We start from the raw sequence: 25,854 nt of genomic DNA, 5'->3' as shown, positions 1-25,854 counted from the left end.
GAAACGCGACGAGTTTCAGCCACATGTCTGCGTCGAGCGAGCGTCGCTTCATGGCCGGCCTCTGCCCGATGCGCTCGGCTGGAGACGACGTTCACGCGTTGATCCAGGCTCGCGCCTGTTCCAGCTCGTTCACGTGGAACGCCTTGATTTCAGCCTTTGTGAAGAACCGCGCCAAATGCATCGAGGCGTGAATCCAGCCCGCGTCAGCCACCACGGCGGCGCGCTTGACCTTGCGGGCGACGGAGACGCCGAGCGTCAGGTCGGTCCACAGCGCCTTCGGCTCGATGCCGCTGAAATGCTCGATGCGTTCGAGTACGCAGGTCTTACCGTTCAGTTCAAGATCACCACGCATGCGCTCGATGGCTTCGCGCAGTTCGTGGTCGGTGATCTTGCCTTCAACGGCTATTTCGATGACCGACGAATCGGGTGCGGTGTGGTAACGGATCATGGCAAGCCCCCAGGCCAGGGAGATGCTACACGTTCAGGCACGGATGAGCCTGGCGTTCGACGGCTTGCTCATGGTACCCCTTTCCACGCGCCCGGTAAGGCTACGAGCACCGCGTTTCGTTCGGATGCCCGTCGATGCTCGTGCGTTGCGAACGACCCTTGCACATCATCCAGCGGACGTTCGGTTCCACGCGTCGAGCGTCGCGTCATGGTCGAGAGCACCAGTTCCGCGAACCTACTCCAGAGCTGACGTCGGGGTCTTCAATGGCCGCTCATGCGACGTTCATTGTGGTGCATCGACCAGTTGAATCCGCCGACCCAACCTGACATTCAGGTTACGCAACCAACGCCAAGCCCCGGACTTCGGCGGAAAATTTTCGAAAAATTGGTAGATCATCCAGTGTCATTCAACATATTGTCGATTGATAATTGATTTCATGCACCCACCGCGGCAAGTACACACCGACTTGAAATTGTCTTGCGATGCCGGTGCTGGACGGCAACCGGACCAGCCGGGGCCGCACTCCCCTGTCGACAATCTTTGATAAGCGAGTCAAGCAATGGAACCGAGGTTCTACCGATCGTGGCATCTCGCAAAATCCGACGCCGAGTTCAAGATCGCGGAGTTCGAGTGGTCACTGATTCGTTTTTACGAGTCCTTCACCCGCTTCGTTCTGGCAACAGGCGTCGTTACGATCACAGCGAACGTCGAACTCAAACATCAGGAGCACGTGATCCTTCACGTCATTCGTATGCAGGACCGTCCCAAGACCAGCGCAATGATCGGACGATTGATGAACCGCGACGATATTCCCAACATCCAGTACAGCCTGAGAAAGCTGGAAGCCGCCGGGTTGATCGAAAAGCTACAGGACACGAGCAGCAAGACCTACCTGTATTGTGCGAGCGATCTGGGGATCCGATTGACGGACGAGTACTACAAGGTCCGAAAAGAGATACTGGTTCAGCGCCTCGGGGAAATCAGCGACACAGAGGAGAAGTTCGAGCGCTACGCGCGCTTCATGTCTCTGCTTACCGGGATTTACGATGAGGCTGCTCGCGACGCCGCCACCATCACACCGCAGACTGAAAAAAGTGCGACAGCCACCGGATCGGCGCAAAGCGTGACACAGCAAAAGGAACCCTGAATCGGGTCTTATTCGACGAAAATAACCCCTCCCCCGGCGCAAAGTCCGAGGGGAGAGGTAGCAGGGGCTGATCAGTCTTCGATCTGCTCGGTCTTGTAGGTCATCCGCTTGCCGTCCGCAGCGCGCTTGAAGCGCAGGCTGCTGTCCTTTCGCGCGCCCGGCACGCCGCGTCCCGGTTTCGCGATGCCGCGATTCCAGCGCGAAGCAACCTTGCGCCAGGTGACGGCCGAGATGTCCGTTGCGACCATCTGCTCGCTCTCCCATCCGGTGCCGTCACCGTAGAAGTCTTCCATCGACTCGCGTGCATAGATATCGCAGTCGTTGAAGCCATGCAGTGCCAGCGGCTCATAGACACGCTCGTAGCGATATTTGTGCGCCTCCAGTTCCTCCGGCGTTTTGCAGATGCGCACGATCACCTCCCAATACTCATGCGTGTCGTCGGTAATCGGCACGAACCACTCCAGCTGGGTCATATGTTCGCCCGGCCAGTTCTCGACCGCCACGAGTCCAGGCAACACGATCGAAGTCCGATAGGGGCGGCCTACGAGTCCAGGCACTTTCAGTCCCAGTTCCTTGTTTTCCAGCACCGGTTGCCACTTGTCAGTGCCGAGCCACTGCAGCATGCCCTTGGGACCGTCAGGGTCTTCGAGGGTCTCGACGCAGTCTTCGCCGCTCGGCAGCAGGCCAAGCGGAAGGACCCATTCCATCGCGTGAATGATGCTGTTGTCCTTGTGCAGCAGCAGATGAGCGTTGTCGATGCCGTTCTCGCACGCAATGCGCCAGTTCGTGAAGCCGATGCGATGAATGCCCATCGCCACCGCGTTCTCGTCGAGCAGACTGGGCACGGCCGGCCACAGCGGGTGCGGGTAGCGGTCGCTTTGCTTCGGAAAGCGCACCGGCAGATCCTGTTCGAGCGACGGAACGTCCTCAAGCGGGAAATCGTCGTCGCGCACGAAGACGAAGATCATGCCCGCGACTTCGTGCACCGGATAGCTCGTGATGCCGACCGTGCCGATCAGCTTGTCCTCGGGGTTCGCGATGATGGTCGCAAGCTTGCCCGTTTCAAGGTCGAACGTGAAGCCGTGATACCAGCACGATATCGTCTTCTTGTTGAAGCACATCGGCTTTTCGGAAAGGCGAACGCCACGGTGCAGACATTGATCCCTGAGCGCATGAACCTTGCCGTTCGCGCGCCTCAATACAATCGGAATCCCGCATATCTGCACGCCTTCCACCTGGTCCTCCGTCAGTTCGTGGCTGAAAAGCGCCGGATACCAGTGATTGACGAAGCCCCACGCAGCGTCCTTGTAGGGCTGGTATTGACTCGATGTACCACTATTGCCGCCACTCACCGTGCGGCGGCGGACGATCGTCGGGTCTGACATTACTTCGCTCCATGATGAAATCGGGCGCCGCGGACTTGCCGTTCGCACGGCCCGGTTGACCAAATCAGTGCGTGGGCCAGCCTGCAATGCCTGGCCGTTATCGAAGCCAAATAGGTGAATTACGTCGTGACGGAGATGGAGCGCTTGCCATGCATCGACACCATAAGGTACGCGGCGACCGAAACCACAAACGTTGCCGGCGCGGAAAACGTGTGGAGCGATTCCGGTCCACTCATCACGCCAATGCCCGCCGCGACGCCGACAAACCACGAAATCAGTCCGCCGGAGTTGAAGGTCGGCACGTTGCGCAACGTCGATTCGAGTGCGTCGTCGGAAGTCCGCTCCGACTTGTGCGACAGGATATGGGCGAGCGCCACCGCCACCCACGCGACGACGAACACTCCTTGATAGGCGAGTGCGAGGAGCAGCTTCGAGAAGATGCCGGACAGCATCAGCGCGTACACGATCACGCCGACGACGATCGTCCAGACAAATTTCGGCAGCTTCAGACCGAGGCCTGCTTCGAACAGTGCCTGCGTATTGATCGTCGCGAGATAGTAGTTGGCGGTGTTGATGCGAGTCTGCGTGACGACGAGGAAGCCGAGTCCCCAGAGTCCCATCAACTTGAGCAGCGCGAGCACGACCGATACCTCGGACAGCGCGCCTTGTCCGGGGATCGTGCTGACGAGATAAATCCCGATCACGCCGTTGACGATAAACGTAACAAACCAGAACGGCATGCCGAAGTTGATCACGCTGTGATAACGGACGTCCTGCTTCTTGCCGAAGCGCGCGAAGTCGAAAGCGGCGAGCATGAACAGCCACACGCCCATGTAGTAGACGAAGCAGTCCCACCAGCCGTTCGACACGACTGCCCCCTTCGTCTCGCCGAAATGCATCCAGGCCGGGCTATAGCCGTGCGTGGACGTCGCCACTACCACAGCCGCGATCAGGCCGGCCGCGTAGAACGGCAGAAGCACGCCGTTGAGCTTGTCAAGCCAGTTCTGCACGCTGCCGAAAACGAGCGGCACGCTATAGGCGACCACGATCAGGCAAGCCAGTGGATAGGAAACGGATGGAAAAAGACTGTTCAGCGCGACCGCGATAACGGAACTCTCGAAGACGGCATAGTAGATGACGGTTGCCGCGAATATCAGCGTTGCCAATGCGGCGCCCGCACTGCCGAACAGCACGCGGGAGAAGAGCGACACGGAAAGACCCGTGCGGATCGCATAGTTCGTCAGCACGTAGTTCACGGCCGAATAAACGACCACGGACATCACCATCCCGATCAGCGCATTGGTCGTGCCGTAATAAAGCGCCAGCGTCGCGCCGATGATCAGATACACCATCGCGCTGCAGAGCCCCCACCAGGCCATGGTGAGCGCGAACTTAGGCATGCGCGAACTCTCCGGCACCCTGATGGTCGAGACATCGACTTCATCTTCCTGCGTCAATTCAATCGTGCTAGGCATGACTCTCTCCAAACGTTCCGCCATTCGGCGGACAATTAGTTAGTAAAGCCAACTGAAGTACATGAGGCTGATTCAACTTCGCTTTGGCCCCTCCACCGAAGGGCTTTCTCCAACGCCGTCGAGCGTCAACCCAAACCGCCGCCGGCGCTTCCACGCTGAATGCAGACACGACCCGGGCCCGCTTTCAACGACGCGTTCACCCGGCCAATACTGCTCAGGCCGAGCATGCCTGTCCCGGTCAGGAGCAGACACAGGAAAGCCATCGCGATGGTCAATCGCGACTTGATGGTGATGCCGTCAAACATGCACGTCCTTCTTTTGGCTGATTCCGTATTGATTCGTCGTCCCGGGCGCGATCGTTCAACGTCCAATTGCTCGCGCCGGGACGATGTCTCACTGTCCCACCGGTCGTATGGTCAACTGGTTGTTCACCGACACGACACCGGGCACACCCTGGGCCGTGCGCAACGCAAGCTGGAGTTGGGACTGCTCCGGCACCCACCCCTGCAAAGTGAGCGCGCCGTCGTTCGCGCGTACTGCAATGCCCGACGCGTTGAGGCCCTTGGTGTGAGCCAGCGCGCGGCGCACTTTCTTCTGCAGTTGCCGGTTCGCCGCGCGCGTCGCGCTTTTGCTCTGGTCCGAAGCCGCGCTCGCAGCCGGCGTCGAAGCCGTTCCACCGCCGCCCTGAGCATTCGCACCGAAGGCAATCAGCGCGATAAGCGCGCCGCCGATATACCGTGCTGCACGATTCGATCTCATCGTTACTTCTCCTTGTGTCCCGTGAGCCTGAAATGGTCGTTCAGGTTGTCATGCCGCCGTCGACGGAAAGGGTGGTGCCAGTCACATAGGCCGCCTTGTCGGACAGCAGCCAGAGCACCGCGTCGGCGACTTCATGAGGCTGGCCGATGCGGCGCATCGGAATCATGTCATCGAGCAGGTGCACGTCGCCGTCGGTCGAGCGCATGTAGTTCGGCGTCTCGGTTGCGCCCGGACACACGGCGTTAATGCGGATACCGCTACCGGCATATTCCTTCGCGACCGCACGCGTGAGGCCGACTACCGCGTGCTTGCTTGCAACGTAGTGAGCGATGCCGTTCATGCCGCGTAAGCCGAAGATGGACGCGTTGTTGACGATCGCGCCGCCGCCCGCGCGCAGCATCGCTTCAACCTGATACTTGACGCCGTAATAGACGCCCTTGAAGTTCAGATCGATCACCCATTCCGACTCTTCGACCGGTGTCTGGTCGATCGGCTTAAAGTCCGCGTGGCCGCCCGCGTTATTGAATGCGAAATCGAGCCTGCCGAAGCGCGACTCGACGAACGCGACGAGCGCCTCGTTATCCTCGCGACGCGATACGTCGGCCGAGCGGATTTCCGCCCGTCCTCCGGCTCGCTGGATTTCGTCGCGCACGCTCGCAAGCTTTTCTTCACCGCGTCCAGCGAGCACGACGATCGCGCCCTCGCGCGCCAGCGCAAGCGCCGCCGCGCGCCCCATGCCCGAGCCGCCGCCCGTTACGAGTCCCACCTTGTCCTTCATGATCATGTTTAGCTCCGTCACTTCGTTCAGGCCGCCTCAGCCACTTGCAGATCGCGTCGCAACACGACGGGTGCGCCGCCATACATCTTCTTGTTGATCCACGCCGACAATGCCGAATCCATATAGTCGGCGTGACCTGGAAACCAGTCGACCAATGCCTGTGCGAGACGCTTGACGTCCTGCAGGCCGACCTGGCCAATGGCTGCGAGTGCGTTCACCTTTTGCACGGCCTCCATCACCCGTTGGTGCTCGTCGAGATGGCATTCGGCGGCGGGAAAATCGGTCTTGTCCATCCATTCCTGCTCGACTGCGAAGTGGGACAGCAGATGCGCCTCCACCGCCTGCAAGCAGGCCAGCGCCGTATGCTGCGTACAACCGGCGAGCGCCGTCACCACTTCGACAAACTCTTCATGCGCGGCATCGATCGGCGCGTGACCTAGCAACATCGCGTCGCTCCATTCCAGCGTTTCGGCGCGTGGTGCCCTGGGCGGCCCGTCGTGGGGATGTTCTGCTTGCTGACTCATCGTTTACTCTCTCACTTCGTTTGCCGTTACCGCGCTGCCTGCGTCTCGGCGCCGATCAATACCGCCACCATCACCGCCGGCATCGTGCTGCGATTGCGCCATGCGTGGCGCGTGCCGTTCTGGATCACGATGTCGCCCGCCTTCAGATGGCGCATCTCACCGTCGTCGAGTTCGAGCCACAGTTCGCCGGAAACGATGATGTCGTAGTCGACCGACGCGGTACGGTGCATGCCTGAACCATCGGGTTCGAACGCCTGGGCGAGGCCAGGCAGATGCGCTTCGTATTCCGCGCCAGCCGCAACCGGGTCGAAGTCCGCGGAATCGAGCGAGCTGTCCGGCGGGAACTGCACGACGAGCAGGCGTGTGCCATGCGGATCGGGCACCACCGACTGGATGCCGACCACCGGGTCCTTGCCGTCATGCGGCAGGGGCGCCATGCCCTGCAGCGTCGCCCATGCCAGCGTGGTCTGGAAGCCGGGCACGGCTGCGTAGTCGTGCGTATTGGCGACGGGGCCATCGGAGAAGATGACCGACTTGCCGTCTTTCTCGCCTGTCACGACGCGTCTTACCATGATGTTCTCCTGTTCGATTCGGGCTGTTTCATTGAACGATGACGACGTTGACGAAGCCGCCAGCGCGTTTTTCTGCTTCCGAGAGTGCTTCGTCGGCCTGATCGAGCGTGTAGCGGTGGTGTTCGAACACACCGAGATCGAGCGTGCCGGCCGCAGCCATCTTCGCCAGGTCCTGGCCTTCGGCAACCGAGAACCAGAGCGAGCCGATCACGCTGACCTGCGCGCACATCATCTCGTGCAGGTTCAGCGGCAGCGGGTCGGTCATCGCGCCAATTTCGACGAGCCGGCCACCACGCCTGAGTGCCGCCATGCTGTCGAGCGTGACCTGATGCGAGGCGCCCGGCGCGATCGCGTCGATGACCGCGTCGACGCCCATACCGTCCGTCTGCTCGCGGGCCCAGTCGGCCAGCGAGCCGGTGCCGTACGAAAACGTGCGGATACGCTGCGGATCGAGTGCACGCACACGGGCGAGCAGCGCTTCGTTGCGCGCGACGCACAGGATGCGAGTCGCGCCCATCGCGCGTGCGATCTGCACGGCCCCGAGACCCAGCGTGCCGCTTGCGCCCACGATCAGCACGGTCCGGCCCGCGCCGACGCCTGCCTTGCGCAGACCAGAATACGCGGTGCCGAGGTAGCCGAAACGCGCGGCCTGCTCGAAGCTCACTGCTTCAGGCAGCTTGACGAGGCCGTCGGCGGGCGCCGTTGCGAACTCGCCGAAACCGCCGTACGGGTATTGCCGGTACATCTCCTTCGATTGCGGGCCAAAGCCGAAGTAGCCCTGAAACGTGAAAGCCACGCAGTTGATCGACTGGCCAGTCCGGCACGCGTCGCACGATCCGCACGAGCGGCCCGGATTGATATAGACGCGATCGCCCGGCACGAGGCCGGTCACGGCGCTGCCCACCTCGGCAACCACGCCGGCCGCATCCAGCCCGTAGATAGCGGGCAGATCCGGCACGGTGAGGTAAGCACGCTCGCCGTAATTGCTCATTACGTTGCGCAGATTCGGCACGACGCCGGACGCCTTCACGTCGACGAGGACGTCGGTCGGCCGCAGCAGTTCAGGGCGCGGGATCGTGTCGAGCACGAAGCGGCCGCCGGGTTCGTGTACACGCATCGCGCGCATGGTGGAGTGGTTGCTCATGGTGGTATCTCCTGTATGTATTTGGTGGGTCGTGACTGGCTTGCGCCAGTCGAGAAGCGCGGTGCCACAGCCTCGGTGTGTTGAGCGACGGGTTCCGCGTGGTCAGGTCATATCGTCAGAACACGTGCTGCAGACCGATGTCGACCGCCGTCTGCCGGCCGCCCGACGAGGGTCCCGGCACAAGCGAAATCCAGGCGGGACCGCCCGAGGCCTGCTGCAGCGCCAGCGCTGAGTAGATGCTCGTGCGTTTGGAGAGCGAATACAGGACCGACAACGTCTCCTGACTGGCCTTCTGGCCTTTCAGGACGTCGTTGCCTTTCATGTACTGGTAGGCGAGATTCGCGTGCAGGAACGGGGAGGCCGTCCACGTCACGTCGGCCTCGTAGACACCGACACGCGCGCCGTTCTGCGTGTTCTGCGTGCTCGTGTACATCGCGGCGAGCTCGGTCGGCCCCACGACCCACGAAGCGGCCAGACCCATGTTGCGGATACCGTCGTTGCCGTTGTTCAACTCGGGATACTTGATGTATGTGTACGCACCATTCAGCGCGACGGCGCCGATGTGATAGTTCAGGCCGAAGCTCTGCCCGCTATCCTGACCGAACGAACCAGCCTGTCCGCCGAAGCTGTACTGCGCGCCCATCGAGAGGCCGCCGACTGTCGGGCTCATGTACTTGACCGAGTTCGCGATCGGAGCGCCGAGCGTGCGGTCGAAGTCGAACGAACCGTTGCCCGGTGGCCCTGGAATATTCAGGCCCGAAAACGAGCCTTGCCGCAGCCCCAGAGAATTGACGAACGGGAAGGCCGGGCCCCAGTGATCGACCACGAGCGAATAGAACATGAAGTCGATCTGATTGCCGGCGCTCAGCGTGCCCCAACGGTCGTCACGCAATCCCACATAGGTTTCGTGTCCGAACAGCCCGTTGGTGGATTCGCCGTTGTTCAGGCTGAACATACCTTCGAGCTTGAATATCGCCTTCAGGCCATTGCCGAGATCTTCGGTTCCGCGAAAGCCGAACAAATCCGGCGCCATCGTGTCGGGGTCGGCCAGCCAGTTACTGTGACCGCCCACGTTCGACACATACATCACGCCCGTATCGATGATCCCGTAGATCTCGACGCTGCTTTGCGCATGGGCGTTAGCGGCCAGCGCGAGGCCGATCAGTAGTGCAGACTTCTTTATTTTCACCGCGTTCTCCTCTTCCTTTCGTCAATAGCCTTTGCTGCGCCCGCTGACCGGGCGAGTTGCCAGGCGGCGGCTTTTCAGCACACGTTTCGTGTTGTTTCTTTTGCCTGCGCGTCGCTCTGCTCGGGTACTGGGTTCTCGTCCGGGATGCATTCTGGGCGGGAGCATCGCTAGGGACAACCCTGGGAAGATCGTCCACAGCGGCACCCGCCTCCAACCAGCACATCGCCAGCTCAGCGCCTTCCCACGGGCGTTCGCCGATTTTTATCGCGTTACGTTCAATCGATTTACGATCAATGTACGACGGAAGATTGATTGAAAATTAATTGACTGTCAATTTATGTTTCCGTAGTCTTCACTCACAGCATCGGATGAGACGCGCACGGCGAAGCGCATCGAGCCGCGACAAGCTGTACAGAAATCAGCGCTCGTGAGCAGTCACGAGACGCGCCCCAGCCCACACATCAGGAGCACTCCATGAGCGACACGCCCATCGTCCGCCGGCGCAGCACCGGTCAGCGACTCAACGAGATCAGCGATGCCCGCGTCAACGACGCGAAAGTCCAGAGCCAGTACCAGCCGTACAAGGACGCGGCATGGGGCTTTATCAACCACTGGTATCCGGCGCTCTTCAGCCATGAATTGCCGGAAGATGCCGTCGAAGGCATCCAGATCTGCGGGGTTCAGATCGTGTTGCGCCGCGTGAAGGGCAAGATCTACGCGCTGAAGGACCAGTGCATTCACCGCGGCGTGCGGCTCTCCGCCAAGCCGATGTGTCTTACCGAGGACACGATCAGCTGCTGGTACCACGGGTTCACGTTCGACCTGGAAAGCGGCAAGCTCGCGACCATCGCCGGCAATCCGGATGACAAGCTGATCGGCACGACAGGTATCACGACCTATCCGGTCGAGGAAGTCGCGGGCATGATCTTCGTCTTCGTGCGCGAAGACGACTATCCGGATGAAGACGTGCCACCGCTCGCGCACGACCTGCCCATCCGCTTCCCGGAGAACGACGAACGCTTCCCGCATCCGCTGTGGCCGTCCGCGCCGAGCCTGCTGGACAAGGACGTCGTCGCGTACGGCATGCACCGCACGGGTTTCGCGAACTGGCGCATTGCCTGCGAAAACGGCTTCGATAACGCGCACATCCTCGTGCACAAGGACAACGCAATCATTCACGCGAAGGACTGGGTGCTGCCGCTTGGCATCGTGCCGACCGCGGACGACTGCATCGCGCCGGTCGAAGACGAGAACGGTCCCAAGGGCCTCGTGCAATGGCTCTTCACGGAGAAGTGGAACCCCGTCCTCGAGAACGAGAGAGTCGACCTCAAGGTCGAGAACGTCAATGCCCGCCCGTACCGCACCTCCGTGTTCCTGCCTGGCGTGCTGATGGTCGAGAACTGGCCGGAAGAGCATGTCGTCCAGTTCGAATGGTATGTGCCGATCACGGACGACACCTACGAGTACTGGGAAATCCTCGCGCGCGTGTGCCCGACCGACAAGGAGCGCAAGGACTTCAAGTATCGCTACGACTATCTGTTCAAGCCGCTGTGCCTGCATGGCTTCAACAACTGCGACCTGTACGCACGCGAAGCGATGCAGGATTTTTATGCCGATGGCACCGGCTGGGACAACGAACAACTCGTTGCAACCGACGTATCGCCGATCAGCTGGCGCAAGATTGCTTCGCGCTGGAATCGTGGCATCGCCAAGCCAGGCAATGGTATCGACGGCACCATCAAGGCGTCGAGCATCCGCATGAAGCGAACCGCAGACGGCAAACGTCCTTCGTACTTCGTCGAGAAGATCGAAGAGGATCATTAATCACAGCAGTACTGAAGGTATCCGTATGTCTTCCGTTAAAAACGTCACATTGAGCTTTCGCGACGGGAAAGCGACATCGGTTGCCGTGCAGCAGGGCGAGAGCGTGCTGGACGCTGCTCTCGCCGCAGGTATCCCGGTCATCCACCAGTGCCGGTCGGGATCCTGTTCGAGCTGTATGGCGAAGCTTGTCGAGGGCCGCGCCGGCATGCGCGCGGGTGCCAGCTCGACGCTTCTGCGCAGCGAATACGAAGCCGGCGACCGGCTGCTGTGCCTGACCGAACCTGAAACCAACTGCACGTTCACGCTGAACTATGCGAGCGATGCGGCCGACGTGCAGGCGGTCAAGGCGCACGCATTCGTCGACAGCGTCGAGAAGGTGGCGTCGAACGTCGTGCGCCTGCGGCTCGAACTGGCCGAAGGCGCGTGGCTCGACTTCAAGCCGGGGCAGTTCATTCAGGTACGCGTGCCGGGCACAAATGTCACGCGCAGCTATTCGCCCGCCAGCACGGCAGCCGATCTGCCGAAGCTCGAACTACTGATTCGTGTGCTTGAAGATGGCGTGATGTCGAAGTGGCTGGAGCAGGAGGCGAAACCCGATGACGTTCTCGAAATCGAAGGCCCGTTCGGCAGTTTCTTCCTGCGTGAGAAGGTGCCTGCGCCGCACATCATGGTGGCGGGCGGGACCGGCCTCGCACCCATCCTGTCGATGATCGACGCCCTGCGTCGCCAGCCCGGACGCAAGCCGCCGATCCTGCTGAGCTTTGGCTGTGCAACGCCCGAGCAGCTTTTCTGCCTCGACGATCTGGAGCTGCGCCGGCAATGGCTGCCGAATCTCAAAACGCGCATCTCGGTAGACCACCACGCGAGCGGCGAACTACTCGCCGGCAATCCCGTCGATGCGATCGGCGAGGCCGACGTGACGCACGAAAGCGCCGTCGCCTATCTGTGCGGTCCGCCGCGCATGATCGAGGCGGCCACGACAAAGCTCGTGAATCTCGGCCTGCGCCCGGAAAACATCTACGCCGAACAGTTCGCGCCGTCGAACTGACCACGCATCGCAACGCAATCTGGAGGTATCCATCGTGGTCAGCACCACACCACTGCCCTTTTCTTCCGAGCAACAGGCCTGGTACGACCGGGCCTGCGCAAAGCTCGACGCGCGGCGGCTGCAACAGCTGCTGTTCAAACTCACGGACATTCACAGCCCGACCGGCGCCGCGCGCGACGCGAGCCAGTTCATGGTCGGGCATCTGGCGAGCGTCGGCCTGAGCGCAAGCTATCGACCCATGAACGAGCGCACCGGCAACGTCGTCGCCGAGAAACGCGGCAGCGGCGGCGGTGCCGCGCTGCTGCTCTACGCGCCCATCGACACCCATCTCGAGGGCGACGAAAGCGACGACCCGTGGATCGGTCCGCCCGATTTCGCGGACCTCAAGCCGCGCGCACGTATGGAAGGTGACTGGGTCTACGGCCTTGGCGCGTCGAACCCCAAAGGGATGATCGCCACGCTGACCGAAGTCGCGACCGCTCTGATCGAGGCCGACGTGCCGTTGGTCGGCGACCTGATCGTCGCGATGGCGGATGGCGGCATGCCCGTCGACCTCGCCGCGCGCGACCACGCGGGCATGTCCGCAGGCGTCACGCACCTGTTGAGCCGAGGCGTAGCGCCCGACTTCGCGATCGTGATGAAGCCCTGGAACTGGGTCTATCACGAAGAACCCGGCATGGGTTGGTTCAAGCTGAAGGTCAAGGGCACACTCGGTTACGCGGGCGTGCCGCGCGACACGCCGGGCTTTCGCAGCTCGGTCGTGCCGGCCGCGCACGTGATACTCGAACTCGAGCAATGGCTGATCGAGTACGCCGAGCGCAATACGTCCGGCGCGGTCAAGCCGCACGGCTGGATCTCGGGCGTGCGGGCGGGCTGGCCTGAACGGCCGGCGTTTCCTTCGGCCGTCACCGAGATTTTCTTCGACGTGCGCATCAATCCCCGTACCTCACCGGGCGAAGTGAAGGCGCAGTTCGCCGCATTCGTCGCGGCACTACGGGAGCGTCATCCCGATTTCGATCTCGACTGGGAAATGTATGGCTCCGTGCCCGGCGGCACGACGTCCCCGTCGAACTGGATCGTGCAGTCCGCGCGGCGCGGCTGGGAGCATATCGAGCAGCGTGCGCATCCGACGCCCGACCTGCTCGGCGGCCAGACCGACGGTGCCGCGCTGCGCCGCTTCGGCATTCCGACCGCGCGCATCGGCTGGCCATGGCCCGCCGAAGGCTCGCCGGTGCCGGTGGCCGAGGGGCTGGGCGGCATGGGCGCGACCTATATTCCCGACCTGATGCCTTGCGCGCACAAGATCATGTACGCCGTGATCGATACGCTCACGCGGCAGCGCGCAGAGCTCGGACTTTGAGTACGGAGGCAGATTGACCATGTCCCATTCCGGACTGCACTACATGGAGGTGCGCGAGTTGGCGCGCCTGATCGCCACGCGCGAGATCTCCCCCGTGGAAGTCACGACCGCGATGCTAGAACGCATCGAGCGGCTCGACCCCACGCTGCACAGCTACGCGCTCGTAATGCGTGACGAGGCGCTCGCATCCGCGCGCGAAGCCGAACGAAAAGTGCTGAATGGTGAGGCGCTCGGGCCGCTGCACGGCGTACCGCTGGCGGTGAAGGACCTGTACTGGTGCGCGGGTTCGCCGACTGCCGCCGGCACGACCATTCATCGCAACTTCGTGCCGACCGAAGACGCGACCGCCGTCAAGCGGCTGCGCGATGCCGGCGCGATCGTGCTCGGCAAACTTCAGCTCACGGAGGGCGCATTCGCAACGCATCACCCCGAGATCGCAGAGCCGGTCAATCCGTGGCATCCGGGGCACTGGGCGGGCGCGTCGTCGAGTGGCTCCGGCGTCGCGACGGCGGCGGGGCTATGCTACGCGTCGCTCGGTACCGATACGGGCGGCTCGATCCGTTTTCCCTCTGCAGCCAACGGTCTCACCGGCATCAAGCCGACGTGGGGACGCGTGAGCCGTCACGGCGTGTTCGCACTCGGCGCCAGTCTCGATCATCCGGGCCCCATGGCGCGCAGTGCAGCCGATGCCTCGCTGCTGCTTGGTGCGATTGCCGGGCACGATCCACTCGACCCAACCTCGTTGCCAGAGGCCAGACTCGTGTTGCCGGACGACGCGCACGATCTGGGCGGACTGCGAATCGGCATCGATGCCGAGTGGAACAGCAATGGCACCGACGACGTCATCGTGCACGCGCTCGCGCGGGTCGTGGAAGTGGTGAAGTCGCTCGGCGCTCAGGTGGAAGAAGTGCGCGTTCCCGATGTGCGCACGGTAGTCGACGAGTGGCAGGTCAACTGCGGTGTGGAAGTGGCGGTGGCCCATGCCGACACCTATCCGCGGCTCGCGGCGCACTATGGGCCAGCGCTTACGCGCCTGATCGAGATTGGTCGCGAAACCAGTGGGATGGCGTATCAGCAGGTCCTGTTGAACCGTGCCGCGCTACGCGGAAAGATCAACCGGCTCATGAGCGGGATCGATCTGCTGATCGTGCCGATGCAGCCGTTCGCCGCGCCCACGCATGAACAGCTTGGCGCGCTCGCGCAGGACCCGGAACTCAATGCGCGCCTGATCCAGTTCACGGCACCGTTCAACTCCAGCGGCCATCCCGCGATCGCCCTGCCATGCGGGCTCACGCAGGGCGGCCTGCCAATTGGCTTCCAGTTCGTTGCGGCTCATGGCGCCGAAGCCCTGCTGTGCCGCGCCGGCATGGCGTACCAGAAGGCTAGCGACTGGCACAGGTTGCATCCGGCGCTGTGACTTGCGCGGCCGCGGTTGCCGGTTAAGCGGACTTGCGCGAAGCCTTCGGCTTCGGCGGCGGCTCGTCGGTTTGGGGCGTGATGGTCGCCGAATCGCGAGCCGCTTCCTCATAAATGCCGGTCAGGAGAGACATGAAGCGCGCGCCGCGCTCGAACTTCTCGTCGACGTCGCTGATCTCCTCGAAACGCTTGACCAGAATCTCCTGCCGGACCTTGTTGTATTCGTCGGTCAGCTTGACGCCAAGCTCGCTCGCCGTATACGAGTAGGTCTTGCTGTTCTTGTCCTTGAGCTTTTCGATCAGGCCGGCCGATTCCAGCTTGCGCAAGCTGTATTGAATGTTCGGGATGTCATCCCGATTCATCAGCCGCGCGATGGTCGCGCTGTTCTTCGGACGATCCTGCATGCGGATCACGTGCAGGATCACATGCTCCTGATACTTGATATCAACGTCGGCCGCGATCGTGATCATGCCCGTGGTCAGCACAAAACGCGAAAACGACTCGTAAAAGCGGATCAACGCCCACTCGAACTCCGTAGCCTTGTACTCCGTGTCCGATTTGGCCAGGTGCCAGCCGCGGTAAAACTTGGGTTCCATACTTCGCTCAACCTTCCATGGTTTCAACAGCCAGTGCCGCCCGGCAAGGCTGGGAACGCTCCAATACGCGTCAATGTGCTGCGTGCGGCTCCGACAGCGGGCCACGGCCTAACTGCCCGCCACCAAACGCGAAAGATTGGCTGTCGATCTTTTATCAACTACCAATTGGTTTTGAAGCGATAGTATACCAACCCTCGGTTCGGCATGCCGGGGCGTCTGTCGTTACGCGCCTACGGTCGGATAGACCTGCTCAGCTAGCGCCTACAGCACCGATCCAGCGCCTGGTCGCCTTTTTTGAGCGAGCCAGCGGCACGCTGGTGGGCACGAACGATGGTGCTGTCAATGAATACTCCGTCGACATCGGCATCATCAGCCAGGGCGGCAAATACCCCGCTGCCATGAGCCGGATTTTGACCAGCGAGTCGTTGGAACCTGCTTTCATTTCGCGGGCCTGTCTGTGACGCAAAGTTAGTGCTCGGCGTCTGCGCGATCTCGCGAGCGAAGGCATGACGATGCTGCTCGCGACACATGAAATGGGCTTCGCGCGTGAGGTTTCATCAAAGGTTTGCTTTCTGTGCGACGGCGCAGTTTATGAAGAAGGACCGCCGGAACAGATCTTTGGCAATCCGACGCGCGACAGAACGCGCGCGTTCTCAAGAGCATTCGGGAATGCCAGGCGTATCTGATCGATATCGCCAAGCCGCTCCATTCAGGCGTCTCTTATGGGGGCTCCGCACCGCGCGTGAAGGTCCCGCTCGTCGATGCAAGCTCCATTCGCTTGCGCTGCAGGAACCGGCGCACGGCCGGATCACGCTCAAGGCCGATTGCCAGATCGTACGCGTCGAGTGCTTGCGCAGTCGCGCCGGCACGCGCGAGCAGATTGGCGCGTGCGGCCCAGTAGGGCTGGTAGTCGGCCAGCCGCGGGTCGTCCGCATACGGCGCAAGTGCGTCGAGCGCCGCCTGCGGGCCGTCGCGTTCGGCCACGGCAAGCGCGCGGTTCACGGCGACCACCGGCGACGCTGCAATGGCGAGCAGCCCATCGTAGAGCTGCACGATTTCGTCCCAGTTCGGGCGACGCGTCCGGCAGCGATCCACATGCGCCGACTGCAGCGCGGCCTCGAGCTGAAAGCGCCCGATTGCGTTGAGCGCGTTCGCGCGCCGCAGCAGTGCGTTCGCCGCGTCGATCATCGGCGCGTTCCACGTTGCAGGGTCCTGGGCCGACAGCGGCACGTAGTCGCCAGCCGCATCGCGTCGCGCATCACGCCGCGCCTGTGCAAACAGCATCAGCGCGAGCAGGCCCAACGTCTCCGGTTCGTCGGGAAGCAATTCGACGAGCAGTTGCGCGAGATACAGCGCCTCGTCCGCGAGGTCGCGCCGCTCGGTATCGCCGCCGACCGGGTCCGTCCAACCTTCCGCATACGCCGCATAGACCGCTTCGAGCACCGCGTCGAGCCGGCCGGGCAGCTCCTCGCGCTCGGGCTCGCTGAACGGAATGCCCGCTTCGCGGATCTTGGTCTTCGCCCGCACGAGACGTTTGCTCATCGCGGCGGGCGACATCAGGAACGCCGACGCAATCGTCTTCGCTTCCAGCCCCAACACCACTTGCAGCATCAGCGGCGTCCGAATCGCGGCCTCTAGCGCAGGGTGCGTGCACGCGAACAGCAGCGCAAGCCGCCGGTCGGGCAACGCGCCTGCCTCACTCTCGTCGATCTCGTCGGCGAGGATCATCAACTGGTTCGCCACGTCGTCGCCGACCTGGCGATGACGCGCGCCGTCGATCGCCCGACGGCGCGCGACCGTCATCAGCCACGCTTCCGGACTAGCGGGACAGCCGTGCTCCGGCCAGTCCGCGAGCGCGGCCGCGAATGCGTCGGCGAGCGCGTCCTCGGCTGCGGCGACGTCGCGCGTGCGCATCGCCAGCAGCGCGACGAGCTTGCCGTAGCTGCGGCGAGCGACCGCCTCGGCAATCGAACGCGCGGCGCCGTCATCGCCCAGGGCGCCGCCGGACGCACTCATGCAGTGGGTGCCTCGTAAGGGGCGGTCCAGACCGGGCGCACCTCCATGACGCCGTGCGCCGCACCGGGACAACGCGACGCCCACGACATCGCCGCGTCGAGGTTCGGCACGTCGATCAGGTAGTAGCCGGCGAGTTGCTCCTTCGAATCGGAATACGGTCCATCGAGCACCTGCGGCTTGCCGTCGACGAGCCGCACCGTGGTGGCCGTGTTCGTGTGCTGCAGCCGGTTGGCCCCCACCAGAGCCCCCGCTTTCTTCAACGATTCGGTGTACGCATGATAGGCGGCAACGCCTTGCTGCCGCTCGCTTTCGGTCATCTTGTTCCAGCCGTTTTCTTCCGAGTAGATCATCAACAGGTATTCCATTTGAGCCTCCGTCCTGGGGTTGAGGCGGATGAATTGCATCGGCCGCCATCACAATGACGCGCGGGCCGCATGCTGACGGACAGGGGCGTCAAAAAAATTGCGGACGACCGCCTGGGACCCATGCCGCATTGGAAAAAGACGCTTGGATCGCAGCCGGTTCGACCGTGTTTCGCCAAGCATTGTCGGACGGGCCAAGTGCCTTGTCGACCGGGGATTGGCTGCGGCGCGGTAAGGCCGGACCGCGATCCCTGTTCGGCATGATCCGGTGTCGGCGGAATACTCGCTAGGCCCTGACCGGGACAAAGGCCGGACCGGGATCAGACGTCAAAATTTCCGCAACGAAATCGATAAATACGCGGGTCTTGGTCGGCAATCGTCGGCCCGCAGGATGAACGGCGTGGATGGGCATCGGCGCCGGCGCGAAATCCTGCAACAGGCTGACGACCGCACCGCTCGCGATCTCCGGCGCAAAGAGCCATGCCGGCGCTTGAACCAGTCCCATATGGGCGAGCACCGCAGCGCGAATCTGTTCCGCGTCGCCGGTGTGAAAATTGCCGGACGGGACGTGCAAGCCGGGACCGTCGACCTTTTCGAAGCGCCACGCCCGCGGCTCGCGCAGCTGCGCGAAAACGACGCAGGCATGTCGGGCGAGATCCTGTGGCCGTTCGGGGCGCCCGTGTTTTTCGAGGTAATCCGGCGTTGCGACGACAACGACTGGGCTCGATGCCAGCTGCCTTGCAATCATCGAAGAGTCGGCAAGCCGCCCGCTTTTGATCGAAAGGTCGAAGCCCTCCTCGACCAGATTGACGGTTCGCTCCGTGGCCGACAGGTCCACGGACACGTTCGGATACCTGGCGAAAAATGCCGGCAGGCGCGGCACCACATACAGCCGGCCAAAAACCGGCGCCACGGTGACCCGGACCATCCCGGCCGGCGAAACCTGACCGCGCCCTACGGACGATTCGAGCTCCGTGAAATCTCCAATGATGCGCAAACCCGCTTCATAGACCGATTGTCCCGTCTCGGTCAGCGTCATGCTGCGCGACGTGCGCCTGACCAGTTGCGCGCCAAGATGGCGTTCGAGCGACGCGATCTGCTTGCTGACCGCGGGCTGGCCCACGCCTATTTCGCGCGCCGCCGCAGCGAAACTCCCGCTCTCGACGATGCGGACGAAAAGTTTGAGCGCATCCAGACGGTCCACTCCTTGCCTCCCAAAACTTCCAGAATGGAATTGATTGTATTCCGTTCGGCCTTCTTCTGGACGCTGAGCGGAATCGATATCGTCTGCCCATCGACCACCACTAACGAAGGAGCAAATGATGAGCGTCGTACAGCAGACCAACCTGATCGAGATGCGGCACCCCTTGCGTGACGACGACCGAGAGGCGGCGATATCGGTGCTCGACCGTACTCAGCGACTCTTTGCGGAATTCGGCGGAGCCTCGCGTGAGGCCTACGACGCGATGACGGCGCAAACGCCTATAGCGGATGGCGTCGATCTTGAAAGAGTCGAGAGCGCGGACGTAAAGGGTTGGTGGATTCGCCCCGAATCCGCCGTGGCCGGCCGCGCGATCCTCTTTCTGCACGGAGGCGCGTTCGTACTCGGGTCTGCCACGGCTTATCGCGGCCTGGCGAGTCAGATCGCCGTGCGTGCCGGCATCGACACCTTCGTTCTCGACTATCCGCTTGCGCCCGAGCATGCGTTTCCCGCGGCATACGATGCCGTGATCGAAGCGTTGCGGTGGATCGCGCAGTCAGGCATTCGCGACATCGCGCTGGTTGGCGACTCGGCAGGCGGCGGGCTCGCGCTTGCGGCGCTGGGCGCTGATGGAGGCCGGTCGATGAACGTTTCTTGTGTGGCCACTTTTTCGCCGTGGCTCGATCTTGCGTTGACGGGCCCGTCGTCGCGCAGTGAAGAGACCCGCGACCCGGTCTTGACGCGGCCCATACTCGCCGATGCCGCCGCCGCGTACCTTGGGTCAGCCGATCCCGCGGACCGACGCGCGTCGCCGCTGTACCACCTTCCCGCACATCTGCCGCCGATCGCCATTCAGGTCGGCACGGACGAACTGCTGCTCGACGACGCCCGGTGCTACGCGGCTGCCGCTGCGCAGCGGGGAAACACGGTGCAGTTGGAAATCTACGAGGGACTCCATCACGTGTTCCAGCGCTCGACCGACGAGCTTGCAAGCGCCCGATACGCGTTGGACCAGGTCGCGGGGTTTGTCTTGCGATGCGGATCGGCTATCGCCAGGCCCTGAGATTCCTCTGCGATCCCGGCGAGGCTGGCCCGCGCGGACCTCGACTCGAACGCCGAAAAAAATGGCGCCGCAGGCATTCAGCCCACGGCGCCATTTCGTGGCGCTACGACGCGAACCACACGCCGTAGCCCGACAGCACACTTACATCGTCACGGCGTCGGCGACTTCCTTGAAGTCCTCGATCTGGTCGAAGTTCATGTATTGATAGATCTTGTCGCCGTTGGCGTTGAGCACGCTCATGTCGGCCATGTACTCTTCCTTGGTCGGGATCTTGCCGAGGCGTGAGCAGATCGCCGCCAGTTCCGCCGAGCCGAGGTACACGTTCGTGTTCTTGCCGAGGCGGTTCGGGAAGTTACGGGTCGACGTCGACATAACCGTCGCGCCTTCGCGCACCTGTGCCTGGTTGCCCATGCACAGCGAGCAGCCCGGCATTTCGGTACGCGCACCAGCCGTGCCGAAGACGCCGTAATGGCCTTCCTCGGTCAGCTGCTTCTGGTCCATCTTGGTCGGCGGGGCCACCCACAGCTTGACCGGGATGTCGCGCTTACCTTCCAGCAGCTTCGACGCGGCGCGGAAGTGACCGATGTTGGTCATGCACGAGCCGATGAACACTTCATCGATCTTCGCGCCGGCCACGTCCGACAGCGTCTTCACGTCGTCCGGATCGTTCGGGCAGGCCACGATCGGCTCGTGGATGTCGGCGAGATCGATCTCGATGACGGCTGCGTATTCGGCGTCGGCATCCGGCGACAGCAGTTGCGGGTCGGCCAGCCACTGCTCCATCGCCTTGATGCGGCGCTGCAGGCTGCGCGGATCCTGGTAGCCCTGGGCGATCATCCACTTCAGCAGCGTGACGTTGCTGTTCAGGTATTCGATGATCGGCTCCTTGTTCAGGTGCACCGTGCAACCGGCGGCCGAGCGCTCGGCGGAAGCGTCCGACAGTTCGAACGCTTGCTCGACCTTCAGATCGGGCAGGCCTTCGATTTCGAGAATGCGGCCGGAGAAGATGTTCTTCTTGCCTTGCTTGGCAACCGTCAGCGTGCCTTGCTTGATCGCGTACAGCGGGATTGCGTTGACGAGGTCACGCAGGGTCACGCCCGGCTGCATCTTGCCCTTGAACCGGACCAGCACCGATTCCGGCATGTCCAGCGGCATCGTGCCGGTGGCGGCCGCGAAGGCGACCAGACCCGAACCGGCCGGGAAGCTGATGCCGATCGGGAAGCGCGTGTGCGAGTCGCCGCCGGTGCCCACGGTGTCGGGCAACAGCATGCGGTTCAGCCACGAGTGGATCACGCCGTCGCCCGGGCGCAGCGCGATGCCGCCACGGTTGCTGATGAAGTTCGGCAGCGTCTGGTGGGTCTTGACGTCCACCGGCTTCGGATAAGCGGCGGTGTGGCAGAACGACTGCATGACGAGATCGGCCGAGAAGCCGAGGCACGCCAGGTCCTTCAGTTCGTCGCGGGTCATCGGGCCCGTGGTGTCCTGCGAGCCGACCGAGGTCATCTTCGGTTCGCAGTACGTGCCCGGACGGACGCCCTGGCCTTCCGGCAGACCGCAAGCGCGGCCGACCATCTTCTGCGCCAGCGAGAAGCCCTTGCCGCTATTGGCGGGCTGCTGCGGCAGGCGGAACAGCGTCGACGGGGCGAGGCCCAGCGCTTCGCGTGCCTTGGCGGTCAGGCCGCGGCCGATGATCAGCGGAATGCGGCCGCCGGCGCGCACTTCATCGAACAGCACGTCGGACTTGACCTGGAACTCGGCGATCACTGCGCCGTTCTTCAGGGCTTTGCCTTCGTACGGGCGCAGTTCGACCACGTCGCCCATTTCCATCTGCGACACGTCGAGTTCGATCGGCAGAGCGCCGGCGTCTTCCATCGTGTTGTAGAAGATCGGGGCGATCTTGCCGCCGAGGCACACGCCGCCGAAGCGCTTGTTCGGGATGAACGGGATGTCTTCGCCCGTGAACCACAGCACCGAGTTGGTGGCCGACTTGCGCGAGGAGCCGGTGCCGACCACGTCGCCCACGTACGCGACCAGGTGGCCCTTTTCTTTCAGCGACTCGATGAACTTGACCGGGCCGCGCTTGCCGTCCTCTTCCGGGGTGATACCGGGACGCGCGTTCTTCAGCATTGCCAGTGCGTGCAGCGGGATGTCCGGACGGGTGGTCGCATCCGGGGCCGGCGACAGGTCGTCGGTATTGGTTTCGCCCGTCACCTTGAAGACGGTGATGGTCAGGCTTTGCGGCACTTCCGGACGGCCCGTGAACCATTCGGCGTCGGCCCAGCTCTGCATCACGGCCTTCGCATTGGCGTTGCCCTTGTCGGCCAGTTCCTTGACGTCGTGGAACTGGTCGAACATCAGCAGGGTTTTCTTCAGCGCGTCGGCGGCCACGGTGCCCACTTCGGCGTCGGACAGCAATTCGATCAGCGGCTGGATGTTGTAGCCGCCCAGCATCGTGCCGAGCAGTTCGGTGGCACGGGCGCGCGAGATCAGCGCGCAGGCGGTCTGGCCGTTGGCCACGGCGGCGAGGAAGCCTGCCTTCACGCGGGCGGCTTCGTCCACACCGGCGGGCACGCGGTTGGTGATCAGGTCGAGCAGCGTCTGCTCTTCGCCAGCGGGCGGGTTCGTCAGGAGTTCGACCAGCTCGGCGGTCTGCTGAGCCGTCAGCGGCAGGGGAGGAATGCCGAGCGCGGCGCGTGCGGCCACGTGAGCACGAAAATTTTCAAGCATGGGGGACCTGCTGGTATTTGCGTTTCAGGGAAAGGCTTTTAAGGCACTCCAAGCTGTGCCGGGCACTGCTTCGATCGCGATTCTAATTGCAATACCCATGCAAGGTCAAATGTCTTATGTCTTATATAAGAGTTGCGCGCGGAAATCGTCGATGCGCCATGCACTTCAGGCCCGCCAATCTGACCCCGCGCCCCCCTCCTGCACCGCAAAAGCACCGACTGTGTAAGCCGCTTCAATCATTCGCAGTGCCCCGAACACTTTGATTCCTGCCCGCTTAACGGCTACAACAGAGGATGTCCGGCGATCTTCTTCCCGGCCGGATCCAACCGGCAGCGGAGGCGTGAATGAGCTATCAACTGATGGGCAGCATCCTCGAAGTGTGTGAATGCAAGGTGCTGTGTCCGTGCTGGATCGGAGAAGATCCCGATAACGGCATTTGCCGCAGCGCGCTTGCGTACCACTACGAGCAAGGCATGATCGACGGCGTCGATGTATCGGGCCTGACGATCGCGTTCGCGGCGTTCATTCCCGGCAACGTGCTCAAAGGCGGCTGGCGCGTCGCGATGTTCGTCGACGAGCGCGCGAGCGACGCGCAATTCGACGCCCTGGTTAGCGTGCACCGTGGCGAGCGCGGTGGCCCCCTCGCGGATCTCGTGAAGTTGATCGGCGAAGTCGTGTCCGTGGAACGCGCGCCGATCGAATACGCGGTCGTCGACGGCAAGGGCAGGATGAAAGTCGGCGAAGCCATCGAGGCCGAGTTGGAGCCCTATCGCGGCCCGACCGGCGAGCCGACCAAACTGGTCGAAAGCATCTTTTCGACGATACCCGGCTCCCCTGCTTTCGTCGGCAAGGCGAACGCATTCCGCCTGCGGCACGAAAAGCTCGCTCTCGACCTCGCCTTGACCGGACATAACGCCATTCAGGGATCGTTCAGCTTCGCGTCGTGAAGATGCTCGCACGCTCGCGGCTGTTCGCGCCGCTCTTCGTCGCATTGACGGGCAGCGCGTGGATCGCGTTATGGATATGGGACGCGGGGCCCTATGCGCGTTTTCTGCGTCATGCCAGTTGGGCCGAACTGCCGCTCGTCGGCGCGATATGCCGTGAGGTGCCCGGCGCGAGCCTCACGATTGCGGCATTGCTGCACAGCGTCGCATGGCTGCTGATGATCGCGGCGATGATGCTCCCGACCGCCTTCCCGCTCTTCGACACCTTCCGGCGGATGACCGTCGCGCGCGCAAACCGGCGCACGCTGATGGCGCTTCTGATCGTCGGTTATGCGCTGACGTGGGCGCTGTTCGGCGTGCTCGCGCACGGCTTCGACGCGGCGCTCCATCTGGTCGCGGACCAGTCTGCGAGCTTGCTTGCAAACGGCTGGCTGATCGGCGCCGCGATCGTCGCGCTCGCTGGCCTTTATCAGTTCAGCAGCCTCAAGCATCGATGTCTCGACAAATGCCGCTCGCCGCTGATGTTCATCACCGAGCATTGGCGCGGCAGGAGCGCGCGCCGCGAGAGCTTTGCGCTCGGCATCAGTCACGGCGCTTTCTGCATCGGCTGCTGTTGGGCCCTGATGCTGCTGATGTTCGCGGTCGGCACTGGCAGCGTCGGCTGGATGCTGGCGCTGGGTGCGATCATGTCGGCCGAGAAGAATTTCCGCTGGGGCAGCTCCATCGGCAAGCCGCTCGGCATTGCGTTGCTTGTATGGTCCGCATGGATCGTCGTACAGCACGCCCCCATCGCCTGAGCCATGCGCGGCATCTTGCGCCCACGTAGCCCCGTTACCCCTCTGCGCTTCCAAAGAACGCGGTGAGTTCGTCAGCGACCGCGCGCGGTTGTTCTTCTGGAATGAAGTGCCCGCAGTGACTGATGGTGCGGCCTTGGACGTCGGTGAAAAAGGCTCTCAAAGGCGTTGCCATATCGGCGATGGAACCTTGATCGGAACCGAGCGTCAGCAGTGGCAGGTCGAGCATGCCTCGTTGCTTCAGTTCTGCATTCTGTTGGGCGGACACATGCGCGGCCCGGTAATACGCAAGGCCCGCGCGTAAACCGCCGTCTTTCTTGAGAATGCGTAGATATTCATCGATATCGGCGTCAGTGAAAGTATCGGGATTGGCCGCCTTTCGCCGCAAGAACCAGTCGAGGTATTCACGTTCCTTGCCGGCGAGCAGCACTTCCGGCAGGTCCGGTAGCCCGTGAAATGCGAAATGCCAGGTGCGCCATGCACGCTCGGGCGCGCTCGGCAACGCATCAGGCAACGTCACGCCGGGGATCCCCGCATCCAGCAGCGCGAGTCGCCGGACCTCGTCGCCGAACATTACAGCGTAAGGAAAAGCCACCCACGCTCCAATGTCGTGTGCAGCAAGACAGTACCGGGTCATCCCCAGTTGCTGGAGCAAACCGTGAACATGGCTCGCAAGGGTTTGTGTGTCGTAGCCGTCCATCGGACGATCCGAATCACCTTGTCCGGGAAGGTCCGGTGCGACGACTCGGTAGGTCTTTGCAAGCAGTCCCATCACTTTGCGCCAGGCGAACCAGCTCTCGGGAAAGCCCGCGAGCAACACGACCACGTCGCCCTGTGGGTTTCCACCGGTGACGTAGTGCAGCCTCAGTCCGTCTACGGTCGCGAACTTGTGCTCGAATCCTGCTAGCCCCGCAACGGGCCTTGCTACTGGCAACGTGCTTACGATTCCGGAACTCCCTGATGGCACCGGCGAGTAATGTGTTTTCACTAACGAAACTCCTCTGGGTTGGGGGATGACACCGTTGAGCGGCTTTTCTCATTGGCGGATAATGTTAGGAAATGGACATTTCCTAATAGGGTGA

Annotated in this window: 25 protein-coding genes and 1 pseudogene; 9 read left to right on the top strand and 17 right to left on the bottom strand. The window is 62.7% G+C overall.

Features of this window, described 5'->3' with window-relative positions:
- Positions 1–91: 91 nt before the first annotated feature.
- The gene (locus HDG33_RS08560) at positions 92–448 is read right to left on the bottom strand and encodes an STAS/SEC14 domain-containing protein (RefSeq protein ID WP_184023990.1); all 357 of its coding nucleotides are present in this window, start codon (positions 446–448) and stop codon (positions 92–94) included.
- Positions 449–1,007: 559 nt separating this feature from the next.
- Here HDG33_RS08560 and HDG33_RS08555 point away from each other — a divergent pair.
- Positions 1,008–1,595, top strand: a complete 588-nt coding sequence (locus HDG33_RS08555; protein ID WP_184023986.1) for a winged helix DNA-binding protein — start codon at positions 1,008–1,010, stop codon at positions 1,593–1,595.
- Between the two features lie 71 nt (positions 1,596–1,666).
- Here the strand turns inward: HDG33_RS08555 and HDG33_RS08550 are convergent, their stop codons facing one another.
- The 9 genes from HDG33_RS08550 to HDG33_RS08510 all read right to left on the bottom strand — a co-directional run bounded on the left by HDG33_RS08550 (position 1,667) and on the right by HDG33_RS08510 (position 9,421).
- The gene (locus tag HDG33_RS08550) at positions 1,667–2,980 is read right to left on the bottom strand and encodes a Rieske 2Fe-2S domain-containing protein (RefSeq protein ID WP_184023983.1); all 1,314 of its coding nucleotides are present in this window, start codon (positions 2,978–2,980) and stop codon (positions 1,667–1,669) included.
- A gap of 119 nt (positions 2,981–3,099) precedes the next feature.
- The gene (locus tag HDG33_RS08545; protein WP_184023971.1) at positions 3,100–4,455 is read right to left on the bottom strand and encodes a cytosine permease; all 1,356 of its coding nucleotides are present in this window, start codon (positions 4,453–4,455) and stop codon (positions 3,100–3,102) included.
- A 125-nt stretch (positions 4,456–4,580) separates the two neighbouring features.
- Positions 4,581–4,760, bottom strand: a complete 180-nt coding sequence (locus tag HDG33_RS08540; RefSeq protein WP_184023968.1) for a Tar ligand binding domain-containing protein — start codon at positions 4,758–4,760, stop codon at positions 4,581–4,583.
- Between the two features lie 88 nt (positions 4,761–4,848).
- Positions 4,849–5,214, bottom strand: coding sequence for a BON domain-containing protein (locus tag HDG33_RS08535; RefSeq protein ID WP_184023965.1), 366 nt, complete (start codon positions 5,212–5,214; stop codon positions 4,849–4,851).
- Positions 5,215–5,254: 40 nt separating this feature from the next.
- Positions 5,255–5,998 (bottom strand): SDR family NAD(P)-dependent oxidoreductase, encoded by a 744-nt coding sequence (locus tag HDG33_RS08530; RefSeq protein WP_184023962.1) that lies wholly within the window; start codon positions 5,996–5,998, stop codon positions 5,255–5,257.
- A 20-nt stretch (positions 5,999–6,018) separates the two neighbouring features.
- Positions 6,019–6,516 carry a bacteriohemerythrin gene (locus HDG33_RS08525; protein ID WP_260330365.1) on the bottom strand — a complete coding sequence of 166 codons (498 nt, stop codon included), beginning with the start codon at positions 6,514–6,516 and terminating at the stop codon, positions 6,019–6,021.
- Between the two features lie 26 nt (positions 6,517–6,542).
- Positions 6,543–7,088 carry a cupin domain-containing protein gene (locus HDG33_RS08520; protein ID WP_184023960.1) on the bottom strand — a complete coding sequence of 182 codons (546 nt, stop codon included), beginning with the start codon at positions 7,086–7,088 and terminating at the stop codon, positions 6,543–6,545.
- Between the two features lie 28 nt (positions 7,089–7,116).
- A complete protein-coding gene (locus HDG33_RS08515) occupies positions 7,117–8,232 on the bottom strand; it encodes an alcohol dehydrogenase catalytic domain-containing protein (RefSeq protein WP_221311333.1) in 1,116 nt (371 codons plus the stop codon).
- 115 nt (positions 8,233–8,347) lie between these two features.
- Complete coding sequence (locus HDG33_RS08510) at positions 8,348–9,421, bottom strand: porin (RefSeq protein WP_184023958.1); 1,074 nt, start codon at positions 9,419–9,421, stop codon at positions 8,348–8,350.
- Positions 9,422–9,895: 474 nt separating this feature from the next.
- On the opposite strand from HDG33_RS08510, the gene HDG33_RS08505 reads away from it, so the two are divergent.
- The 4 genes from HDG33_RS08505 to HDG33_RS08490 are packed head-to-tail and all read left to right on the top strand — an operon-like array spanning position 9,896 to position 15,070.
- Positions 9,896–11,245, top strand: coding sequence for a Rieske 2Fe-2S domain-containing protein (locus HDG33_RS08505; protein ID WP_184023955.1), 1,350 nt, complete (start codon positions 9,896–9,898; stop codon positions 11,243–11,245).
- Positions 11,246–11,270: 25 nt separating this feature from the next.
- Positions 11,271–12,293 (top strand): ring-hydroxylating dioxygenase ferredoxin reductase family protein, encoded by a 1,023-nt coding sequence (locus tag HDG33_RS08500; protein ID WP_184012160.1) that lies wholly within the window; start codon positions 11,271–11,273, stop codon positions 12,291–12,293.
- 34 nt (positions 12,294–12,327) lie between these two features.
- Complete coding sequence (locus tag HDG33_RS08495) at positions 12,328–13,653, top strand: M20 family metallopeptidase (protein WP_184023941.1); 1,326 nt, start codon at positions 12,328–12,330, stop codon at positions 13,651–13,653.
- A 19-nt stretch (positions 13,654–13,672) separates the two neighbouring features.
- Positions 13,673–15,070, top strand: coding sequence for an amidase (locus HDG33_RS08490; protein ID WP_184023939.1), 1,398 nt, complete (start codon positions 13,673–13,675; stop codon positions 15,068–15,070).
- A 22-nt stretch (positions 15,071–15,092) separates the two neighbouring features.
- On the opposite strand, the gene HDG33_RS08485 is transcribed toward HDG33_RS08490, so the two are convergent.
- The gene (locus HDG33_RS08485; RefSeq protein WP_184012166.1) at positions 15,093–15,665 is read right to left on the bottom strand and encodes a winged helix DNA-binding protein; all 573 of its coding nucleotides are present in this window, start codon (positions 15,663–15,665) and stop codon (positions 15,093–15,095) included.
- Positions 15,666–15,943: 278 nt separating this feature from the next.
- Positions 15,944–16,042 (bottom strand): annotated as a pseudogene (locus HDG33_RS37220) (IS5/IS1182 family transposase); the annotation flags it as partial.
- Positions 16,043–16,171: 129 nt separating this feature from the next.
- Between HDG33_RS37220 and HDG33_RS08475 the strand changes: the two are divergent.
- Positions 16,172–16,351: a hypothetical protein gene (locus tag HDG33_RS08475; protein WP_221311332.1), complete on the top strand. Its 180-nt coding sequence runs from the start codon at positions 16,172–16,174 to the stop codon at positions 16,349–16,351.
- Positions 16,352–16,385: 34 nt separating this feature from the next.
- Here HDG33_RS08475 and HDG33_RS08470 read toward each other — a convergent pair whose 3' ends face one another.
- From HDG33_RS08470 to HDG33_RS08460, 3 genes are all read right to left on the bottom strand, one after another.
- Positions 16,386–17,681 (bottom strand): RNA polymerase sigma factor, encoded by a 1,296-nt coding sequence (locus HDG33_RS08470; RefSeq protein ID WP_184023935.1) that lies wholly within the window; start codon positions 17,679–17,681, stop codon positions 16,386–16,388.
- Positions 17,678–18,046 carry a YciI family protein gene (locus tag HDG33_RS08465; protein ID WP_184023933.1) on the bottom strand — a complete coding sequence of 123 codons (369 nt, stop codon included), beginning with the start codon at positions 18,044–18,046 and terminating at the stop codon, positions 17,678–17,680. The genes HDG33_RS08470 and HDG33_RS08465 overlap by 4 nt, the downstream gene beginning before the upstream one ends.
- Before the next feature lie 283 nt (positions 18,047–18,329).
- Positions 18,330–19,247 (bottom strand): LysR family transcriptional regulator, encoded by a 918-nt coding sequence (locus tag HDG33_RS08460; protein ID WP_184024302.1) that lies wholly within the window; start codon positions 19,245–19,247, stop codon positions 18,330–18,332.
- A gap of 118 nt (positions 19,248–19,365) precedes the next feature.
- Here HDG33_RS08460 and HDG33_RS08455 point away from each other — a divergent pair, with 118 nt between their 5' ends.
- The gene (locus HDG33_RS08455; RefSeq protein WP_260330364.1) at positions 19,366–20,307 is read left to right on the top strand and encodes an alpha/beta hydrolase; all 942 of its coding nucleotides are present in this window, start codon (positions 19,366–19,368) and stop codon (positions 20,305–20,307) included.
- Positions 20,308–20,448: 141 nt separating this feature from the next.
- Here HDG33_RS08455 and acnB read toward each other — a convergent pair whose 3' ends face one another.
- Positions 20,449–23,034, bottom strand: coding sequence for a bifunctional aconitate hydratase 2/2-methylisocitrate dehydratase (gene acnB / locus HDG33_RS08450; RefSeq protein WP_184023927.1), 2,586 nt, complete (start codon positions 23,032–23,034; stop codon positions 20,449–20,451).
- 344 nt (positions 23,035–23,378) lie between these two features.
- Between acnB and HDG33_RS08445 the strand changes: the two genes are divergently transcribed.
- Together HDG33_RS08445 and HDG33_RS08440 are read left to right on the top strand one after the other, a co-directional pair.
- The gene (locus HDG33_RS08445) at positions 23,379–23,981 is read left to right on the top strand and encodes a DUF1326 domain-containing protein (protein WP_184023925.1); all 603 of its coding nucleotides are present in this window, start codon (positions 23,379–23,381) and stop codon (positions 23,979–23,981) included.
- A 2-nt stretch (positions 23,982–23,983) separates the two neighbouring features.
- The gene (locus HDG33_RS08440) at positions 23,984–24,775 is read left to right on the top strand and encodes a DUF2182 domain-containing protein (protein WP_184024299.1); all 792 of its coding nucleotides are present in this window, start codon (positions 23,984–23,986) and stop codon (positions 24,773–24,775) included.
- A gap of 34 nt (positions 24,776–24,809) precedes the next feature.
- On the opposite strand, the gene HDG33_RS08435 is transcribed toward HDG33_RS08440, so the two are convergent.
- Positions 24,810–25,760, bottom strand: a complete 951-nt coding sequence (locus HDG33_RS08435) for an alpha/beta fold hydrolase (RefSeq protein ID WP_184023923.1) — start codon at positions 25,758–25,760, stop codon at positions 24,810–24,812.
- Between the last annotated feature and the right edge of the window lie 94 nt (positions 25,761–25,854).

Source organism: Paraburkholderia sp. Cpub6 (assembly GCF_014201065.1).
Taxonomy (GTDB): domain Bacteria; phylum Pseudomonadota; class Gammaproteobacteria; order Burkholderiales; family Burkholderiaceae; genus Paraburkholderia; species Paraburkholderia tuberum.
The sequence above is the reverse complement of the archived record's forward strand: the minus strand, read 5'-3'. Positions and strand labels throughout refer to the sequence as shown.

Bases quoted from the DNA above. Each gene is read 5' to 3' on its own strand.
- HDG33_RS08560 (WP_184023990.1), bottom strand. From the start codon at position 448: ATGATCCGTTACCACACCGCACCCGATTCGTCGGTCATCGAAATAGCC.
- HDG33_RS08555 (WP_184023986.1), top strand. From the start codon at position 1,008: ATGGAACCGAGGTTCTACCGATCGTGGCATCTCGCAAAATCCGACGCC.
- HDG33_RS08550 (WP_184023983.1), bottom strand. From the start codon at position 2,980: ATGTCAGACCCGACGATCGTCCGCCGCCGCACGGTGAGTGGCGGCAAT.
- HDG33_RS08545 (WP_184023971.1), bottom strand. From the start codon at position 4,455: ATGCCTAGCACGATTGAATTGACGCAGGAAGATGAAGTCGATGTCTCG.
- HDG33_RS08540 (WP_184023968.1), bottom strand. From the start codon at position 4,760: ATGTTTGACGGCATCACCATCAAGTCGCGATTGACCATCGCGATGGCT.
- HDG33_RS08535 (WP_184023965.1), bottom strand. From the start codon at position 5,214: ATGAGATCGAATCGTGCAGCACGGTATATCGGCGGCGCGCTTATCGCG.
- HDG33_RS08530 (WP_184023962.1), bottom strand. From the start codon at position 5,998: ATGATCATGAAGGACAAGGTGGGACTCGTAACGGGCGGCGGCTCGGGC.
- HDG33_RS08525 (WP_260330365.1), bottom strand. From the start codon at position 6,516: ATGAGTCAGCAAGCAGAACATCCCCACGACGGGCCGCCCAGGGCACCA.
- HDG33_RS08520 (WP_184023960.1), bottom strand. From the start codon at position 7,088: ATGGTAAGACGCGTCGTGACAGGCGAGAAAGACGGCAAGTCGGTCATC.
- HDG33_RS08515 (WP_221311333.1), bottom strand. From the start codon at position 8,232: ATGAGCAACCACTCCACCATGCGCGCGATGCGTGTACACGAACCCGGC.
- HDG33_RS08505 (WP_184023955.1), top strand. From the start codon at position 9,896: ATGAGCGACACGCCCATCGTCCGCCGGCGCAGCACCGGTCAGCGACTC.
- HDG33_RS08500 (WP_184012160.1), top strand. From the start codon at position 11,271: ATGTCTTCCGTTAAAAACGTCACATTGAGCTTTCGCGACGGGAAAGCG.
- HDG33_RS08490 (WP_184023939.1), top strand. From the start codon at position 13,673: ATGTCCCATTCCGGACTGCACTACATGGAGGTGCGCGAGTTGGCGCGC.
- HDG33_RS08485 (WP_184012166.1), bottom strand. From the start codon at position 15,665: ATGGAACCCAAGTTTTACCGCGGCTGGCACCTGGCCAAATCGGACACG.
- HDG33_RS08475 (WP_221311332.1), top strand. From the start codon at position 16,172: ATGACGATGCTGCTCGCGACACATGAAATGGGCTTCGCGCGTGAGGTT.
- HDG33_RS08470 (WP_184023935.1), bottom strand. From the start codon at position 17,681: ATGAGTGCGTCCGGCGGCGCCCTGGGCGATGACGGCGCCGCGCGTTCG.
- HDG33_RS08465 (WP_184023933.1), bottom strand. From the start codon at position 18,046: ATGGAATACCTGTTGATGATCTACTCGGAAGAAAACGGCTGGAACAAG.
- HDG33_RS08455 (WP_260330364.1), top strand. From the start codon at position 19,366: ATGAGCGTCGTACAGCAGACCAACCTGATCGAGATGCGGCACCCCTTG.
- acnB (WP_184023927.1), bottom strand. From the start codon at position 23,034: ATGCTTGAAAATTTTCGTGCTCACGTGGCCGCACGCGCCGCGCTCGGC.
- HDG33_RS08445 (WP_184023925.1), top strand. From the start codon at position 23,379: ATGAGCTATCAACTGATGGGCAGCATCCTCGAAGTGTGTGAATGCAAG.
- HDG33_RS08440 (WP_184024299.1), top strand. From the start codon at position 23,984: ATGCTCGCACGCTCGCGGCTGTTCGCGCCGCTCTTCGTCGCATTGACG.